The following is a 16,275-nucleotide window of genomic DNA, read 5'->3' as shown; positions in this document are numbered from 1 at the left end:
CAAGGCGGTGGGGCATAAGCGATGTCGACACCACCGAACGGCGTATCGAGGCCGGAGCCGGGGCGACATTGAGCGCGGTGCAGCGCGCGGCCGGCGCGGCCGGCCTGGTGTTCGGTGTCGATCTGTCCGCGCGTGACACCGCGACGGTTGGCGGCATGGCCTCGACCAACGCCGGCGGGTTGCGCACCGTGCGCTACGGGAACATGGGCAGCCAGGTCATCGGCATGGACGTCGCGCTGCCCGACGGCTCGGTGGTGCGACGGCACTCCCGGGTGCGGGCCGACAACACCGGCTACGACCTGCCGGCGCTGTTCGTCGGCGCCGAAGGCACGCTCGGCGTGATCACCGCACTGGACCTGCGGCTGCACCCCGATCCGGCGCATCGCGTGACCGCGGTCTGCGGCTTCGACGACCTGGACGCGCTCGTCGACGCGGGGCGGTTGTTCCGTGACCTGGACGGTATCGCCGCGATCGAGCTGGTCGACGGGCGAGCCAGCGCGCTGGCCGACGAGCATCTTGGTGCGCCGCCGCCGGTGGACAGCCGGTGGCTGTTGTTGGTGGAGCTGGCATCCGATCACGACCAGACCGAGCGGCTTGCCGACGCGCTCAATGTCGCCCCGGCTCCGGCCTCGATACGCCGTTCGGTGGTGTCGACATCGCTTATGCCGCAGAGCCTTTCGGTGGACAGCAAGAGGTCGTCGTGTTCGGGAACGGTGCCGGCCACCAACGAGGTTCGTCCGCCCTGGATGGTCACGTGCGTCCCGGCGTCGCGGCACAGCCGCAGTATCTCGGCGACTTCGTCGGCCGAACCCGGGCGTACCAGCGCACTGGCGTTGCCGCGATAACGGCCGGTGTGGTCGACGCTGCGGCCTGCCACGACGTCGGGATCGGTGCTGACATACTTCGCCCCCACCAGCGACGACACCTGCTGCAGGACATCTCGGGCCATGGCGTCGGTCTACCACACTGATGCAGGATGGCTGTCATGCGACGTGAGGATGTTTGGTTCAACTCGGGCAGCGACCGGATCAGCGCATGGCTGTACCGACCAGACGGCGCCGGGACACACCGCTGCTGGTGATGGCGCACGGGCTGGGCGCGGTGCGCACGATGCGGCTGGACGCCTACGCCGAACGCTTCGCCGCGGCCGGCTACGCCTGCCTGGTGTTCGACTACCGGAACTTCGGCGACAGCGAAGGCGCGCCGCGTCAACTGCTGGACATCCGAATGCAGTTGCAGGACTGGACAGTTGCCACCGCGTTCGCCCGCACCCTGCCGGGCATCGATCCGGGCCGAATTGGCTTGTGGGGCACGTCTTTCAGCGGCGGTCACGTGATCGCCACGGCGGCCCGGGTGCCGGGCATCGCGGCGGTGGTTTCGCAATGCCCGTTCACCGATAGCGTCGCCTCTTTCGGTGTGGTCAACCCGTTGGTCAGCGCGCGCATCACCGCGTTGGCGATCCGCGACCTCGTCGCCTCCCGCTTCGGCGGCAACCCGGTGATGGTCAAGGCGGCCGGACATCCGGGCGAGGTCGCGCTGATGACGTCGCCCGACGCCTATCCCGGCTTTCTGGGTCTGGTGCCCGACGGCGCCGAGATCCGCAACGAGGTCACCGCGCGCATCGGCGTGAAGCTGCTGCCCTACCGGCCCGGTCGGCTCGCGGCCAAGGTGGCCTGCCCAATCCTGTTCTGCATCTGCGAAAACGACACCGTCGCGCCGTCAGGGCCGACCCGCCGCTACGCCGCCACCGCACCGAAGGGCGAGATAAAGCTTTATCCGGAAGGACATTTCGAGATATATATCGGCGACGCATTCGAGCGCGTCACAACCGATCAACTCGAGTTTCTCGACAAGAACCTGAAATGACTGCTCGCGGGGGACCATCTGCCTACCGGATGACGCTGACGCCGCCGTCCACCGGGATCACCGCGCCGGTGATGTAGCTGCTGGCGCGGCTGGCCAGAAAGACCGCGATGCCGGCCATGTCGTCGGGCTGGCCGATGCGGCCGAGCGGGAGGAACGAGCCGACCGCCTCTGACCCGGCCGCCAGCAGTTCCTTGGTCATCCGGGACTCGAAGAGCCCGGGCGCGATCGCGTTGACCAGAATCCGCGGCGCCAATTCCCCGGCGAGGTGCTGGGTCAGCATGTGCACGGCGGCCTTGCTGGCGCTGTAGGAGAAGTTGTTCCGGCCCTTTCCGGGCGGGACGATCCCGTCGATGCTGCCGGTGTTGATCACGCGGGCCGGGTCGCCGTCACTCGCTCCCGCGGTGAGCAGCGGCACCAGCGCGCGGGTCAGCATGAAGACGCCCTTGACGTTGACGTTCATCACCTTGTCGAACCCGGACTCGGGGAACTCGTCCAGCGGCGCTCCCCAGGCGGCGCCGGCGTTGTTGAACAGCGCGTGGATGGCGTCCTCACGCTCGGCAATGTCGGCGACCAATGCGTCGACGCCGTCGACCGTGCCGAGATCGGCGGGAATCGCGTGCACCGATCCGAGTGGCGACAACTCGGCGACCGCGGCGTCGAGTTCGGCCTTCTTGCGGCTCGACAGATACACCGAAGCGCCGGCCTGTAGTAGCCCTCGCGCGATCATCATGCCGATGCCGCGGCCACCGCCGGTGACGACAGCGACCTTTCCGTCGATGCGAAACATGTCGGTCAAGGTGCGACGGTCTCCGACCTCGGCGCACCCAGCGGCGAGTCCACCCGGACCGCCTCGTCGCGAATGAGGCCCCTTAGCAAGGCCGTGCTGAACTCGGCAGCGATCTCCTTGGCGCTACGCCGACCGCTAGGCCGCAGCCAGCGGTAGGCACCCAGTGTCATCCCGATGTAGCCGAGCGCAACGACGTGGGAGTCACACTCGAAGAACTCACCGCTGGCGATGCCCCGGTCGATCAGGCCGTGCACGTGTTCGTAGACCTGGGTTTCCTTCTCGCGGACCTCGGCGACCTGCTCCTCGGTGAACCACTCGGTGATGTAGGGCTGCTCCTGGAAGTACACCGCCGCGCCTTCGGGATTGACGGCGATGTTGTTGAGCAGCCGCACGGTGTACTGATAGAGCGCCTCACGGGCCGACATCGTCGGGTCGTCGTGCACGGCGTCCAGGGTGCGCTCGGCGGCCTGCTGGTAGATGTCGTAGAGAATCAGCGACTTGCTGGCGTAGTAGTGGTAGACGGTGGCCTTGTTCAGGCCGACCACGTCGGCGACGTCGTCCATCCGGGTGCCGTGATAGCCGCGCGCGGCGAACAACTTGGTGGCTACCATCAGTAGCTCCTCGCGGCGGGTGAGCCCGTTCTCGGATGGCATGTCTACTCGCTATCGGCAGTCCGGGAAGAGCCCGGAGTCAATCAACTGGTGGGTAGTCTAGGCAACACCACGGTTCACTGTTGCGCGTTGCCCGGTGGGACTAGACTTCGAAGGAACCGCCAAGCGACTCGAGAGGGCAGTCAGATGCAACCGGATCCCGATCCCAGCTACGACTTCTCCGACGAACTCGAGTTCTACTTCAAGTACCTGCCCTGGGGCCTGCGTGGCGTCACCGACGGCCAGGGTTACCCGCCGCCGGCATACCCGCCGGTCTAAACCGTCAGTCCCCCACCTCCGAGATCGACGCAAGCGCGAACTTTCTCGAGTGAGCACCACGCCAGCGTCGATCTCGACGTGTTTGCGCCGACCGGTTACAGCGCCTTGAGTTCCTCGGCTACTTCGGTCACCGACTTCTTCGCGTCCCCGAACAACATCGAGGTGTTGTCGCCGAAGAACAGCGGATTCTCGATGCCGGCGTAGCCCGACGACATCGATCGCTTGAGCACGATCACCGAACGGGCCTCGTCGACGTTGAGGATCGGCATTCCGTAGATCGGACTGGACGAGTCGTTGCGTGCGGCCGGGTTGGTGACGTCGTTGGCGCCGATGACAATCGCCACGTCGGTGCGGTTGAACTCGCCGTTGATGTCGTCCATCTCTTTCATGGCGTCGTATTCGACGTCGGCTTCGGCCAGCAACACGTTCATGTGCCCGGGCATCCGGCCGGCCACCGGGTGAATGGCGTACTTGACTTCGACGCCCTTCTCCTCCAGCAGGCTGGCCATCTCCTTGACGGCGTGCTGGGCCTGGGCAACCGCCAGGCCGTAACCCGGCACCACGATGACCTGATTGGCGTAGGCCATTTGGATGGCCGCGTCGGCGGCCGAGGTGGCCTTGACGGTGCCCTGCTCGCCGCTCGCAGCACCACCCGCGCCGCCGTCGCCGCCGAACGAGCCGAACACGATCGCGGGAATCGACCGGTTCATCGCGACCGCCATCAGGTTGGTCAGGATCGAACCCGAGGCGCCGACGATCATGCCGGCGACGATCATCGCCGTGTTGTTCAGCGCCAGACCCGCTGCGGCGGCCGACAATCCGGTCATCGCGTTCAGCAACGAGATCACCACCGGCATGTCGGCGCCACCGATCGGGAACACCACGAACAGGCCCATCACGCCCGCGAAGGCCAACACCAGCAGGATCCACCAGACCGGCTGGCCCGGGTTCAGCCCCAGGTAAACGGCGACGCCGATCGCGCCCACCAGCAGCACGATGTTGGAGAGCTGGAACAGCTTGGCCGAGGAAACCAGCCGCTTCTCCACGTTCTTCGGGATCGACTCCTGCAGCTTGAGGAACGCCACCAGCGAGCCCCAGAACGACACCGAGCCGATGATCGCCGCGAACAACGACCCGACGACCAGCGCAACAGTCGGCGACTGGTCTGGCCGGAACACCGAGAAGCCCTTGGTCCCGATGAATTCCGACCAGGCGATCAGTGCGACGGTACCGCCGCCGACGCCGTTGAACAGCGCCACCAGCTGCGGCATGGCCGTCATCTTGGTCTTCTTGGCGGGCGGCACGCCCAACACCACACCGATCACCAGGCCAGCCGCGATCAGGATCCAGTTGATCGACGCGGTGTCGCGCACCTTGATCAGCGTCGCGATCACCGCCACGGCCATCCCGACCGCGGCGATCCAGTTGCCGCGCACCGCGGTCTTCGGGCCGGTCAGCCCGGACAGACCGTAGATGAACAGCGCGAACGCCGCGATGTACAAGACGTCGACGCCGTAGTTGACGTTTTGTGCGCTCACTTCGCGGGCTCCTTGTCGGCCACGGGCTTGCGCGACTTGAACATGCCCAACATCCGGTCGGTCACCAGGAAGCCACCGATCACGTTCAATGTGCCGAAGATCAGGGCGACGAACGCGATTGCCCGCACGCCCCAGCTGGCATCGGCGGGCAACTCACCCAGCACCAGCAACGCGCCCAGCACCACGATGCCGTGGATGGCATTGGTGCCCGACATCAACGGGGTGTGCAACGTGTTGGGCACCTTGGAAATGACGGCGAACCCGACGAACCCGGCGAGCACAAGAATCGCCAGATTGGCCAACAGTTGGTCGTACATTTATGCGTCCTCTCGCTCTCGAGTCACGCACGAACCCGCGACGACTTCGTCATCGAAGTCCGGGGCCAACTCGCCATCTTTGATCAGCAGGTCCAGCAGCGCGGTGATGTTCTTGCTGAAGAGCTCGCTGGCGTGCTCGGGCATGGTGGCCGGCAGGTTCAGCGGCGAGGCGATCGTGACGTCGTGCTTGACCACGACCTGGCCCGGCTCGGTTAGTTCGCAGTTGCCGCCGGTCTCCCCGGCGAGGTCGACGACCACGCTGCCGGGCTTCATCGCCTCGACCGCGGCGGCGGTCACCAGCCTGGGCGCCGGGCGACCGGGGACCAACGCCGTGGTGATCACGACATCGAACCCGCTGATCGCTTCCTCGAGCGCCTTCTGCTGCTGGACGCGCTCCTCGTCGGTGAGCTCGCGGGCATAACCGCCCTCACCGGCGGCGTCGATGCCGACGTCGAGCCACTGCGCGCCCACCGAGCGGACCTGGTCGGCCACCTCAGGGCGGACGTCGTAGCCGGTGGTTTTGGCGCCGAGGCGCTTTGCCGTCGCCAGGGCCTGCAGCCCCGCCACCCCGACGCCGAGCACCAGCACGGTGGCCGGCTTCACGGTGCCCGCCGCGGTGGTCAGCATCGGGAAGAACCGGGTCGACTCCGAAGCGGCCAGCAGCACGGCCTTATATCCCGCGACATTGCCCTGCGAGGACAGCGCGTCCATCGCCTGCGCCCGCGAGATCCGCGGGATGGCCTCCAGCGCGAACGCCTGGACACCGGCCGCCTTGAGCGCGCCGATCGAGTTCTCGGCGTTGCGGGGAGCCAGGAAACCGATCAGCGTCTGCCCGCTGTGCAGCTTGGCGACCTCTTCGGCGGTCGGCGGTGCGACCTTGACGACGATGTCGGCCGACCAGGCGTCGCCAATCGTTGCTCCGGCCTCGGTGTACAAGGAGTCGGGCAACAGCGCGCGCTCGCCCGCGCCGGCCTCCACGATGACTGCGACGCCGGTCTTCACCAGCGGCCCGATTGCCTTCGGGACCAGCGCGACCCGTCGCTCGTCGGCGCCCGACTCGGCGACCACCCCGACCGTCGTCTGCGTTTCTGTCATTTCCCACTTCCCGGTAGATCGGCAACCACCCTAGTGGGTCACCACAGCGGGAAATCCCGGCCGTACTCCTCAGTTGGGCGGGGGCCGAAGTAGCGGCGCTGCGACTCCTCGATCGCGACGTCGTTGATGCTGGCCTCGCGCCGGGCCATCAGACCGGCCTCGTCGAACTCCCACAACTCGTTGCCGTAGCTGCGCCACCACTGGCCGGACGCGTCACGGCACTCGTACTGGAATCGGACGGCGATGCGGTTGCCGTCGAAGCTCCATAGCGCCTTCCGCAGTGAGTAGTCGAGTTCGCGCTGCCACTTGCGGGTCAGGAACGCCACGATGGCGTCGCGACCGACGATGTGCTCGCCGCGGTTACGCCATTGGGAGTCAACGGTGTACGCGCGGCTGACCCGGTCCGGATCACGGGTGTTCCACGCGTCTTCGGCGGCCTGAACCTTCTCGATCGCGCTTGCGTGGGTGAACGGCGGCAGCGGCGGGCGGGCGTCAGCATTCATACCGTTCATCCTGCCCCCGGTGTGCCCTTGTCGCGGGTGGCTTAATGTGACGGTCATGGACTTCGCAATGTCAGCTAAAGCCAGCGATTACCACAAGCGACTGAGCGAGTTCATCACCGACCACGTTTTTCCCGCCGAAGCCGAATACGACAAGTACCGCGAGGAAGCTGGCCCGAACGATCACACCGTTCCGCCGGTGATCGAGGAACTCAAGACCAAGGCGAAGGCGGCCGGACTGTGGAATCTGTTCCTGCCGTCCGAATCCGGTCTGACCAACGTCGATTACGCGCCGCTGGCCGAGCTGACCGGGTGGAGCCTCGAGATCGCGCCCGAGGCGATCAACTGTGCGGCCCCGGACACCGGCAACATGGAGACCCTGCACCTGTTCGCCACCGAGGATCAGCGCAAGAAGTGGCTCGAGCCGTTGCTCAACGGCGAGATACGCAGTGGCTTCTCGATGACGGAGCCCGCGGTCGCCAGCAGCGACGCCAGAAACATCGAGACCTCGATCGTGCGCGACGGTGCCGACTACGTGATCAACGGCCGCAAGTGGTGGACGTCGGGAGCCGCGGACCCGCGCTGCAAGATCCTGATCGTGATGGGCCGCACCAACCCCGACGCCGCCAGCCACCAGCAGCAGTCGATGGTTCTGGTGCCGATCGATACGCCCGGCGTGACGGTCGTCCGCTCGACATCGGTGTTCGGGTTCCAGGATCAGCCCGGGCACTGCGAGATCATCTACGACAACGTCCGGGTGCCGGTCACCAACCTGCTCGGCGAGGAGGGCTCCGGTTTCGCGATCGCCCAGGCTCGTCTCGGTCCGGGCCGCATCCACCACTGCATGCGGGCACTGGGTGGCGCCGAGCGTGCGCTGGCGCTGATGGTGCACCGGGCGAACACCCGGATCGCCTTCGGTCGGCCACTGGCCGACCAGGGCATGGTTCAAAACGCAATCGCCAAGTCCCGCAACGAAATAGACCAGGCACGGCTGCTGTGCGAGAAGGCCGCCTGGACCATCGATCAGCACGGCAACCGAGCCGCCCACCTGCTGGTCTCCCAGATCAAAGCGGTGGCCCCGCAGATGGCCTGCAATGTCATCGACCGCGCGATCCAGGTGCACGGCGCGGCGGGCGTCAGCGAGGACACCGTGCTGGCCCGGCTGTACGCCTGGCAGCGCGCGATGCGCATCTTCGACGGGCCGGACGAGGTGCATCTGCGGTCGATCGCGCGTGCTGAGATCGGCCGGGAGAAAAGCGCTTTCGCCGCGGCGGTCACCTAGATGACGACCGGTCTGCGAGACCTGCAGGGCGCCTGGAACTTTCGCGACGTCGCCGATACCACCGGGGTACTGCGACCCGGTCGGCTGTTCCGTTCCGGCGAGCTGAGCGAGCTGGGTGACGACGGTCGCGACGAGCTGCGCCGTTTGGGCGTCACCGATGTCGCCGATTTGCGTTCGCGCAGTGAGGTTTTGCGCCACGGCCCCGGCTTGGTGCCCGACGGCGTCGACATCCATCTGCTGCCCATCCCGGACCTCGCGCCCAACGAGGCCAACCCGGACGGCGAAGCCCCGCACGAGCACGCATTCAAGCGGCTGTTCGAGGAAAAGCCGGACGGCGAATCGGTCAGCGACGCCGCCAGCCGCTACATGGTTGACGAATACAGCCGATTCCCAACGTATCCGGGGGCCCGGGAGGCGCTGCACCGCGTCGTCACGTTGTTGGCAGACGGCCGCACGGTGCTCGCCCACTGCTTCGCCGGCAAGGACCGCACCGGGTTCACCATCGCGCTGGTGCTCGAGGCCGCCGGCATCGATCGCGATGCGATCGTGGCGGACTTCCTGACCAGCAACCAGGCCGTCCCACTGTTGCGTGAGCGCATCCTCACCACGATCCGCGAGCGGGCCGACCTCGACATGACCCCGGAACTGGTGTCGCTTACCGAGGCGCGGTTGTCCGAAGAGGTGCTGGGGGTGCGCGCGGAATATCTGGACGCCGCGAGACGGACCATCGACGACAACTTTGGGTCGCTCGACGGCTACTTCCGCAGCGCAGACATCACCGACGCCGACATCCACCGGCTTCGCGACGCGCTACTGGGCTGACGCCACGCGTGGGTGATATCGCCCGTGCTCACGATTCGGAAGACGGGCACACCCCCAGCGCAGTGACTGGCGGGGTTTGTGAGGCACGCGGGATTCGTCCGATATTTCGGACGCGAAACTGAATTTTCACCAACGAAAACCTATGTATTTCTCAGACAAGTCATCCGAAACGGAGTAGAACATACGTCGAATACCTACGCCGCCACAGCCCTGAAAGGTCGCAAAATGTCAGGTCGAACGCTTCGTCTCATGGGTCTGGGAATGGTCGCGACGGCCGGTGCCGGTCTTCTCAGCTTGGCCGCGATGCTGAACTCCGGTAATGCGAACGCCGACGACATCGGCCTTGTTCTCGGCGGCAGCGGCACCCCGATCCCCGGCGCCGACTACGTGGAGTCCGCTGCGGGGCACTACCTCTTTCCGACCTACGGCGACGGCATCACGTTCTACCAGGCAACCCCGGAAAACCCTTTCGGCGAAGGTCTCTTCACACCCGAGGGCCTCTACCCGCTCACCGGTGTACACACGCTGCCGTTCAACTACCCGTCCGGCGCCGACGGCTTCCCGGATAGCAGTACCTCGGTGGGCCAGGGCGACACCATTCTGCTAAACGCAATCGAGTCCGAGATCGCCAATGGCAACACAGCGACGGTGTTCGGCTACTCCCAGAGTTCCGTGATCGCCGGCAATGTCATGGAGTTGCTGAAGGCCGACGGCATCCCCAACAACGAGGTGAATTTCCTCCTCGTCGCCGACGAGACCGTGCCGAACGGTGGATTGCTCTCGCGCTTCGACGGTTTCACCGATGTCTCGGGCGCGACCCACACCCTCCCGCTGGACCTGCCGAGCCTGGGGATCTCCTTCGACGGCGCCACCCCCGCCAGCGATTACGCCACTCAGATTTACACGATCGAATACGACGGTTTCGCCGACTTCCCGAAGTATCCGCTCAATTTCCTGTCCGACCTCAACGCGTTCCTAGGCATCCAGACGCTTCATGGCACCTACCTGAACGGCGGTGACGGTACCGGCGGGCTCGGAAGCGGACCGTCGCTCGGCGACATCAACAACGCCACGCCGCTGCCGGTCTCGGCAGGGGACCTCAACACCAACTACTACATGATCACGACGCTCGACGGAACGGACACCGCTGCGGGACACGAGATCACCGCGCCGTTGGTCGAGCTGCTGCCGAGACAACTCCAAGAGTTGCTGGGGCCAGACCTGACGTACCTGATCAACCTGGGCTACGGCGACGGATCTCAGGGTTGGGCGGACGGCCCTGCCGACGTCAACACCCCCTTCGGGTTGTTCCCCGACGTCAGCATGTCCGACGTCTTTAGCCAACTGTCCACGCTCACCCAACAGGGCATCCAGAACCTGATGACCGACACCGACCCCTACTCGTCGGCGACGGCATCGTCAGGGCAGAGCCTCGCCGAGCTCGCGGCGGCGCTGCAAGCCGATCTCGCCAACCCGGCAGCCTCGCTGACCGATTTCGTCAATGCGATCACGACCGCGTCGTCGGCGGCCTACTCCGCGCTCCTGCCGACGGCCGACATCATCAATGCGCTGGTGACCAGCGTCCCGTCGTACGACTTCTCCCTGTTCGCGGAGAACCTGGCCGCCGGCGACTTCGCCGACGCGTTCGGGTTGCCGGTGGCGGCAGACACCGCGCTCTTCACCCTTGCCGGTGGCTTCGAACTCGAGGTCATCCAAAGTGCGGTGTCGCAGATTCAGGACGCGTTCTCGGGTCTCTTCTAACAGGTTGGACAAGGAAGGCGCCGTCACCGCTCACGCGGTGCGGCGCCTTTCTAGTCGGGCGAAACTGCTAGGGCTCCAGCACGACCTTGCCGAACACGCCACCGTCGGCGAGTGACTGCAGGGCGTCACGTCCCTTCGACAGCGGATAGCGTTGCGGCGGAGGCGGTTTCAATCCGGCCGCGACCAGCTGGTTGAGACCGAAGGAGAACACCGACGCCGAACCGGGGACTTGCTGCAGATACTCGCCCCAGGCGACCCCGAGTACGCCGGCGTTGCGCAGCAGCAGCCGGTTGACTTTCACCGTCGGAATCGACCCGGCGGCAAAACCGATCACCAGGAGCTTGCCGTCGACGGCCAGCACCCGGATCGCGTCGTCGAACGCCTGGCCGCCGATCGGGTCGACCACGATGTCGACCCCGCGGCCATCGGTGTGGTCGCGGACCGCCTGGGCCCACCCGTCGGTCAGCGGTAGCACCACATCGGCGCCCAACGACTCGACGAATTCCATTGCGCTGGTGCGGTGCACCACCGCGATGATCTTGCTCGCACCCATCGCGCGCGCCACCTGAATGGCCGCGGTACCCACACCACCCGCCGAGCCCAGCACCAGCACGCTCTCGCCCGGCCGCATCGCTGCCCGGCGGGCCAGCGCGAAATACATGGTGTTGTAGTTCACCAACAGCGACACCGCTTCGGCGTCGTCGAGTTCGGCGGGGCTGCGGGTCACGTTCGACAACGGAGCCAGCACCTGCTCGGCGTAGCCGCCCAGAATCCCGAAGGCCGAAACCCGGTCGCCGACTTTGAATTCGGAGTCCTCCGGCGCCCAGTCGACCACACCGGCGGCCTCCATACCGGGGATGAACGGCGGCGGCAGCTTGAGCTGGTACTCGCCCTTGCTCAGCAGCAGGTCCGGAAAGCAGACCCCCGCGGCGCGAACGGTGACCACCAGGACGTGGTCGTTGCCGACCACGTCCGGGGCATCGGTGTACGCGAGACCATCCGGCCCTGAAAGCTCCTGTACTACACAGGCTTTCATGCGGTATCGATCAGCGGATCGAGAAGCTGGCCGCCTTCGCCGCCGACAGGTCGTCGATCTCGCCCCAGTGCGACGCGATGTCGTCGACCGACGGCGGCGTCTTGAACGTCACGCCCTCGTTCTGGAACAGCGCGGTGCGCTGCACCTTGCCGCCGCCGACGATGAAGATCGAACCGCTGTCGGGCACCTCCTCGGTGCACAGGTAGGCCACCACCGGCGCCACGAACTCCGGGGTGAGGTTCTGCAACACCTCGGGCGGCAGGATGTCCTCGGTCATCCGGGTGGCGGCGATCGGAGCCAGCGCGTTGGCCTTGATGTTGTACTTGGCGCCTTCCTGGGCCAGCGTGTTGATCAGACCGACCAGGCCGAGCTTGGCGGCGCCGTAGTTGGCCTGACCGAAGTTGCCGAACAACCCACTGGTGGAGGTGGCGACCAGCACGCGTCCGTAGCTCTGCTCGCGGAAGTGCGGCCACGCGGCGCGGATCACGTTGTAGCCACCGTAAAGGTGCACCTTGAGCACGGAATCCCAGTTCTCGAACGACATCTTGTGGAAGGTTCCGTCGCGCAGGATGCCGGCATTGCTCACGACGCCGTCGATCTTGCCGAACTCGTCGAGCGCGGTCTTGATGATGTTCTCGGCGCCCTCGGTCTCGGCCACGCTGTCGTAGTTGGCGACGGCGCGTCCGCCGGCGTCCTTGATCTCCTTCACGACCTCGTCGGCCATGTTGTGTCCGGCGCCGGTGCCGTCGCGGGCACCGCCGAGGTCGTTGACCACGACGCTGGCGCCCTCCTTGGCGAGGGTCAGCGCGTACTCGCGCCCCAGACCACCACCGGCTCCAGTGACGACGACAACGCGATCCTGCACTCCGGGCATGAACTTCCTATCTCTCGATCTTCATTGACCTGCAAGGGAATTGGGGCGAGCTAGAACAGCCGGCGGGCCAGCTTCCACGCCTTCTCGGTATACGGCGGGTAGATGAAGCTGGCGATGTCGGGACGGGTCGGCTTGGTCAGCACCGACTTGCGGTGGCTGAACTCCTCGAAGCCGAACTTGCCGTGGTAGGCACCCAGGCCGGACGGGCCGACGCCGCCGAACGGCAGCTTGTGGGTGGCGAAATGGAACAGCAGGTGGTTGACCACCATGCCGCCGGCCGGCACTTCCTTGATCACCCGTTCCCGGACGGCCTTGGCCTTGGTGAACAGGTAGGCGGCCAGCGGCTTGGGCCGCGAGTTCACGAATGTGATTGCCTCGTCCAGGTTTTGGACGGTCACCACCGGCAGGATCGGGCCGAAGATCTCATCGGTCATCAACGGCTCGTCGGTGGCGGGGTCGACGACAACGGTCGGCTGGATGTTCAGCTTCGAGGCGTCCGAGCCGCCGCCGACGGCAACCTTTCCCTGGGTCGCGGCGAGCGCGGCGGTGAGCCGGTTGAAATGCCGCTCGTTGACGATTCGCTTACCGCCGCTGGCGTTTTCGGCCTCGAAGGTGGTGACCGCCTTCTGGATCTCGTCGACCAGCTGGTCGCGGATCGGCGCCTCGGCCAGCACATAGTCAGGCGCGATGCAGATCTGGCCGGAGTTGATCAGCTTGGTCCACGCGATTCGCTTGGCAGCGACCTTGATGTCGGCGTCCTTCGACACGATGACCGGGCTCTTGCCGCCGAGTTCGAGGGTCACCGGAGTCAGCTGGGACGCCGCACCCTCGTACACCTTGCGCCCGATTTCGGTGCCGCCGGTGAACAGCAGGTGGTCGAAGCCCTGCGCGATGAGTTCCTGGCTAACCGCGCCGTCGCCCTCGATCACGGCGATCGCGTCGTTGTCGAGGTAGCGCGGCACCAGCTCGGCCATCAACGCCGACGACGCCGGCGCGACCTCAGAAGGCTTGAGCACCACGGTGTTTCCCGCCGCGATCGCACCGGCGGCCGGGCCCAGCGTCAGCGCGAACGGGAAGTTCCACGCGCCGATGATCAGCACGGTGCCGTAGGGCTCGTACTCCACCCAGCCACGGCCGGGCAGCTGCGACATCTCCAGTCGAGAATGGCGGCGCTTGGCCCACTTGGCCACGTTCTTCGCCGCGTAGGCTGCCTCACCGGTGGTGCTCGCGACGTCGGCGAGCCAGGCCTCGAACGGCGACCGGCCGAGGTCCTTGTCCAGGGCGTCGGCGACCTTGGTCTCGTTCTCGACCATCAGCCGCTTGAGTGCGTTCAATTGCGCTTTGCGCCACTCCACATTTCGGGTGCGACCGGTGGCGAACGTCTGACGTAACCGTGCGACCGTCTTGGCGACATCCGAACCCGAGGCTGGCGTCGTAGGTGCAGCTGGGGCAGTGATCTCGGTGGTCATCGGGATTCCCTTCCTCGACCGGCGAAATCCCAATCCTAATCAACCACCCGGTTGGGCAACAGGGTCCCCCTGGCTGTCCCGTCAGGCGCGTTCAGCGGTCACGAACTGCGAGAACGCTTGCTTGTCGTCAGCCGACGGCACACCCTCGACCCAGCGGCCCAGCCGGCGCATTTCGTCGCCGGAGTTCTGCGCGGTGGCCCGCCAGCCGTGGTCGTTGAGCCACACGGCGACGTCGGCGCGCGCTTCGTCGCGGTACATCAGGTCCTGGATGTCGACGTTGCGCTCGATCCCAAGCTTCTCGGCCACCCGGTCAAGGCGCTCCCGCATTTCCTGACGGCGCTCGTCGGCGTGGTTGGCCGCGGTTTCGGCAGCGAGCCGGCTGCCGGTCGCGCTCAACTCGGTGATCTGGGCGAACAGTCGATCCTGGGCGTCGGCGGGCAGGTACATCAGCAAACCCTCGGCCAGCCAAGCGGTCGGCGCCTTCGGGTCGAAGCCCTCGGCGATCAGCGCCGCGGGCCAGTCCTGACGCAGGTCGATCGCCACCTCATGGCGGTCGGCCGACGGTGCCGCGCCGTGCGCGGCCAGCGTGGCCGCTTTGTACTCCAGCACCTTGGGCTGGTCGATCTCGTAGACGGTGGTGCCGGCCGGCCAGTCCAGCCGGTAGGCGCGGGAGTCCAGCCCGGACGCCAGGATGACCACCTGCCGGATGCCGGCGGCGGCCGCGCCTTCGAAGTGGGCGTCGAAGAAGTGGGTGCGCACCGCCTGGTAGCCGCGCATGTGCTCGAAGATCGCCGCGGCCTCGGCGTCGATGTCGGCCACCTTGTCGAGCAGCGAGCTGTCGAGCATTTTCTCCCACACCCCGGTGCCGGCCTCGTTGACCAAGATCTTCGCGAACGGGTCGCGGATCAGGGGGTTCGGCTTGTCGGTCTCGGCGGCACGGGCGGCGGCCACCATGACCGCGGTGCTGCCCACGCTCTCGGTGATATCCCAGGTGTCGTCGTGGCTACGCAGGGCGCTCATTGCGGTTCCTTATCGTTGTCGGCCGGTCGCGCCGAGTTCGGCGCGCAGCAGTGTGGTGGTGAAGGCCTCGTCGGCCAGGTCGGCGGGAATCGCCCGCCCGAGCCGCGCCATCTCGTCGGCGTTGCTGACGGCGTTGACGTGCCAGCCGTGCTCGGTCAGCCAGTCGGCGGCGTCGGCGCGTTCGCTTTCCTGGTAGGTCAGGGTCTCGACGTTGATGTCCAGGCCGAGTCGTTGGCGCATGCGGTCGAACCGGGCCCGGCGCGCGACCCGGCGCGCCTCGCTGTCGGCCGCCCCGAGGCTGAACGCTTCGACGGCCACCCGACTGCCGGGAGCGCTCAGGCCGGTCAGGATGTCGAACAGGCGGTCCTGGGCCTCGGCCGGCAGGTAGGGCAGCAGCCCCTCGGCCAGCCACGCCGTCCGCTGGCGCGGGTCGAAACCGGCGGCGGTCAACGCGGCGGCCCAGTCGTCGCGCAGGTCTACCTGGACGGTCCGTCGCTCGGCCGTCGGCGCGGCGCCGGCCGACTCCAGCGTGGTGGTCTTGTAGGCGACCACCTGTGGCTGGTCGATCTCGTAGACGGTCGTGCCGGCGGGCCAGTCGAGCCGGAAGGCGCGGGAATCGAGCCCCGCCGCGAGGATGACGACCTGCCGGATACCGGCCGCGACGGCGTCGGCAAAGAACGCGTCGAAGTAGTGCGTGCGAACGGCCTGGTAGTCGATGGCTAGCCGGTGGGCCCGCCGCCCGTGGTCGTCGTCGCCGATCCACTCCAGCGAACTGGCCAGCCGTTCCCACGGCTGGCCCGCACTGGAGACCAGGAGGTAGGCGAACTGGTCGCGGATCAGGGGACGCTCGGACCCGGTTTCGACGGCTCGGGCCGCGGCCACGCTCAGGGCGGTGGCGCCCACGCTTTCGGTGATGTCCCAGCTATCGCCTTCGGAACGGACGGAGGGCGGGTTAGATACACCAGTCATAGCGTCCACA

General features: G+C 66.7%; 16 protein-coding genes and 2 pseudogenes. 6 read left to right on the top strand and 12 right to left on the bottom strand.

The window, feature by feature from the left end:
• Positions 1-617: pseudogene (locus A5658_RS18580) on the top strand (FAD-binding oxidoreductase); the annotation flags it as partial.
• Here the strand turns inward: A5658_RS18580 and A5658_RS27650 are convergent.
• A complete protein-coding gene (locus tag A5658_RS27650; protein ID WP_197503151.1) occupies positions 575-949 on the bottom strand; it encodes an FAD-binding oxidoreductase in 375 nt (124 codons plus the stop codon). The pseudogene A5658_RS18580 and the gene A5658_RS27650 sit on opposite strands and share 43 nt — an antisense overlap.
• 27 nt (positions 950-976) lie before the next feature.
• Between A5658_RS27650 and A5658_RS18575 the strand changes: the two are divergent.
• Positions 977-1,866 (top strand): annotated as a pseudogene (locus A5658_RS18575) (alpha/beta hydrolase).
• Between the two features lie 22 nt (positions 1,867-1,888).
• Here the strand turns inward: A5658_RS18575 and A5658_RS18570 are convergent.
• Positions 1,889-2,653, bottom strand: coding sequence for an SDR family oxidoreductase (locus A5658_RS18570; protein WP_369830546.1), 765 nt, complete (start codon positions 2,651-2,653; stop codon positions 1,889-1,891).
• Positions 2,654-2,658: 5 nt separating this feature from the next.
• Entirely contained in the window at positions 2,659-3,306 is a 648-nt protein-coding gene (locus A5658_RS18565; protein WP_067338354.1) for a TetR/AcrR family transcriptional regulator, read from the bottom strand.
• A 144-nt stretch (positions 3,307-3,450) separates the two neighbouring features.
• On the opposite strand from A5658_RS18565, the gene A5658_RS28200 reads away from it, so the two are divergent.
• On the top strand, positions 3,451-3,582 hold the full coding sequence (locus tag A5658_RS28200) for a hypothetical protein (RefSeq protein ID WP_156751530.1): 132 nt from the start codon (positions 3,451-3,453) through the stop codon (positions 3,580-3,582).
• Positions 3,583-3,677: 95 nt separating this feature from the next.
• Here the strand turns inward: A5658_RS28200 and A5658_RS18560 are convergent, their stop codons facing one another.
• The 4 genes from A5658_RS18560 to A5658_RS18545 are packed head-to-tail and all read right to left on the bottom strand — an operon-like array spanning position 3,678 to position 7,044.
• Positions 3,678-5,120 carry an NAD(P)(+) transhydrogenase (Re/Si-specific) subunit beta gene (locus tag A5658_RS18560; RefSeq protein WP_067338351.1) on the bottom strand — a complete coding sequence of 481 codons (1,443 nt, stop codon included), beginning with the start codon at positions 5,118-5,120 and terminating at the stop codon, positions 3,678-3,680.
• Complete coding sequence (locus tag A5658_RS18555) at positions 5,117-5,437, bottom strand: NAD(P) transhydrogenase subunit alpha (RefSeq protein ID WP_067338348.1); 321 nt, start codon at positions 5,435-5,437, stop codon at positions 5,117-5,119. Before A5658_RS18555 ends, A5658_RS18560 begins: the two co-directional genes overlap by 4 nt.
• Positions 5,438-6,532 carry a Re/Si-specific NAD(P)(+) transhydrogenase subunit alpha gene (locus tag A5658_RS18550; RefSeq protein ID WP_067338345.1) on the bottom strand — a complete coding sequence of 365 codons (1,095 nt, stop codon included), beginning with the start codon at positions 6,530-6,532 and terminating at the stop codon, positions 5,438-5,440. It abuts the gene before it with no gap.
• 38 nt (positions 6,533-6,570) lie between these two features.
• Positions 6,571-7,044: a nuclear transport factor 2 family protein gene (locus A5658_RS18545; RefSeq protein ID WP_067338342.1), complete on the bottom strand. Its 474-nt coding sequence runs from the start codon at positions 7,042-7,044 to the stop codon at positions 6,571-6,573.
• A gap of 58 nt (positions 7,045-7,102) precedes the next feature.
• Between A5658_RS18545 and A5658_RS18540 the strand changes: the two genes are divergently transcribed.
• The 3 genes from A5658_RS18540 to A5658_RS18530 all read left to right on the top strand — a co-directional run bounded on the left by A5658_RS18540 (position 7,103) and on the right by A5658_RS18530 (position 10,897).
• Complete coding sequence (locus tag A5658_RS18540) at positions 7,103-8,314, top strand: acyl-CoA dehydrogenase family protein (protein ID WP_082993277.1); 1,212 nt, start codon at positions 7,103-7,105, stop codon at positions 8,312-8,314.
• Positions 8,315-9,136 carry a tyrosine-protein phosphatase gene (locus tag A5658_RS18535; protein WP_067338336.1) on the top strand — a complete coding sequence of 274 codons (822 nt, stop codon included), beginning with the start codon at positions 8,315-8,317 and terminating at the stop codon, positions 9,134-9,136.
• A 249-nt stretch (positions 9,137-9,385) separates the two neighbouring features.
• Entirely contained in the window at positions 9,386-10,897 is a 1,512-nt protein-coding gene (locus A5658_RS18530; RefSeq protein ID WP_067338334.1) for a PE-PPE domain-containing protein, read from the top strand.
• A gap of 67 nt (positions 10,898-10,964) precedes the next feature.
• On the opposite strand, the gene A5658_RS18525 is transcribed toward A5658_RS18530, so the two are convergent.
• From A5658_RS18525 to A5658_RS18505, 5 genes are all read right to left on the bottom strand, one after another.
• Positions 10,965-11,933, bottom strand: coding sequence for an NADPH:quinone oxidoreductase family protein (locus A5658_RS18525; protein ID WP_067338331.1), 969 nt, complete (start codon positions 11,931-11,933; stop codon positions 10,965-10,967).
• A gap of 10 nt (positions 11,934-11,943) precedes the next feature.
• Positions 11,944-12,807, bottom strand: a complete 864-nt coding sequence (locus tag A5658_RS18520) for an SDR family oxidoreductase (protein WP_067338328.1) — start codon at positions 12,805-12,807, stop codon at positions 11,944-11,946.
• Positions 12,808-12,857: 50 nt separating this feature from the next.
• Entirely contained in the window at positions 12,858-14,276 is a 1,419-nt protein-coding gene (locus tag A5658_RS18515; RefSeq protein WP_067338325.1) for an aldehyde dehydrogenase family protein, read from the bottom strand.
• Positions 14,277-14,357: 81 nt separating this feature from the next.
• Positions 14,358-15,296 (bottom strand): class I SAM-dependent methyltransferase, encoded by a 939-nt coding sequence (locus tag A5658_RS18510; protein WP_067338321.1) that lies wholly within the window; start codon positions 15,294-15,296, stop codon positions 14,358-14,360.
• Positions 15,297-15,305: 9 nt separating this feature from the next.
• A complete protein-coding gene (locus A5658_RS18505) occupies positions 15,306-16,265 on the bottom strand; it encodes an SAM-dependent methyltransferase (protein ID WP_067338319.1) in 960 nt (319 codons plus the stop codon).
• Between the last annotated feature and the right edge of the window lie 10 nt (positions 16,266-16,275).

Source organism: Mycobacterium sp. 1245111.1 (assembly GCF_001673405.1).
Classification (GTDB): Bacteria; Actinomycetota; Actinomycetes; order Mycobacteriales; family Mycobacteriaceae; genus Mycobacterium.
The sequence above is the reverse complement of the archived record's forward strand: the minus strand, read 5'-3'. Positions and strand labels throughout refer to the sequence as shown.

Excerpts from the sequence above, each read along its gene's own strand:
- A5658_RS28200 (WP_156751530.1), top strand. The coding sequence starts at position 3,451 with ATGCAACCGGATCCCGATCCCAGCTACGACTTCTCCGACGAACTCGAG.
- A5658_RS18505 (WP_067338319.1), bottom strand. The coding sequence starts at position 16,265 with ATGACTGGTGTATCTAACCCGCCCTCCGTCCGTTCCGAAGGCGATAGC.
- A5658_RS27650 (WP_197503151.1), bottom strand. The coding sequence starts at position 949 with ATGGCCCGAGATGTCCTGCAGCAGGTGTCGTCGCTGGTGGGGGCGAAG.
- A5658_RS18570 (WP_369830546.1), bottom strand. The coding sequence starts at position 2,653 with ATGTTTCGCATCGACGGAAAGGTCGCTGTCGTCACCGGCGGTGGCCGC.
- A5658_RS18535 (WP_067338336.1), top strand. The coding sequence starts at position 8,315 with ATGACGACCGGTCTGCGAGACCTGCAGGGCGCCTGGAACTTTCGCGAC.
- A5658_RS18555 (WP_067338348.1), bottom strand. The coding sequence starts at position 5,437 with ATGTACGACCAACTGTTGGCCAATCTGGCGATTCTTGTGCTCGCCGGG.
- A5658_RS18565 (WP_067338354.1), bottom strand. The coding sequence starts at position 3,306 with ATGCCATCCGAGAACGGGCTCACCCGCCGCGAGGAGCTACTGATGGTA.
- A5658_RS18540 (WP_082993277.1), top strand. The coding sequence starts at position 7,103 with ATGTCAGCTAAAGCCAGCGATTACCACAAGCGACTGAGCGAGTTCATC.
- A5658_RS18550 (WP_067338345.1), bottom strand. The coding sequence starts at position 6,532 with ATGACAGAAACGCAGACGACGGTCGGGGTGGTCGCCGAGTCGGGCGCC.
- A5658_RS18530 (WP_067338334.1), top strand. The coding sequence starts at position 9,386 with ATGGGTCTGGGAATGGTCGCGACGGCCGGTGCCGGTCTTCTCAGCTTG.
- A5658_RS18520 (WP_067338328.1), bottom strand. The coding sequence starts at position 12,807 with ATGCCCGGAGTGCAGGATCGCGTTGTCGTCGTCACTGGAGCCGGTGGT.
- A5658_RS18510 (WP_067338321.1), bottom strand. The coding sequence starts at position 15,296 with ATGAGCGCCCTGCGTAGCCACGACGACACCTGGGATATCACCGAGAGC.
- A5658_RS18515 (WP_067338325.1), bottom strand. The coding sequence starts at position 14,276 with ATGACCACCGAGATCACTGCCCCAGCTGCACCTACGACGCCAGCCTCG.
- A5658_RS18545 (WP_067338342.1), bottom strand. The coding sequence starts at position 7,044 with ATGAACGGTATGAATGCTGACGCCCGCCCGCCGCTGCCGCCGTTCACC.
- A5658_RS18525 (WP_067338331.1), bottom strand. The coding sequence starts at position 11,933 with ATGAAAGCCTGTGTAGTACAGGAGCTTTCAGGGCCGGATGGTCTCGCG.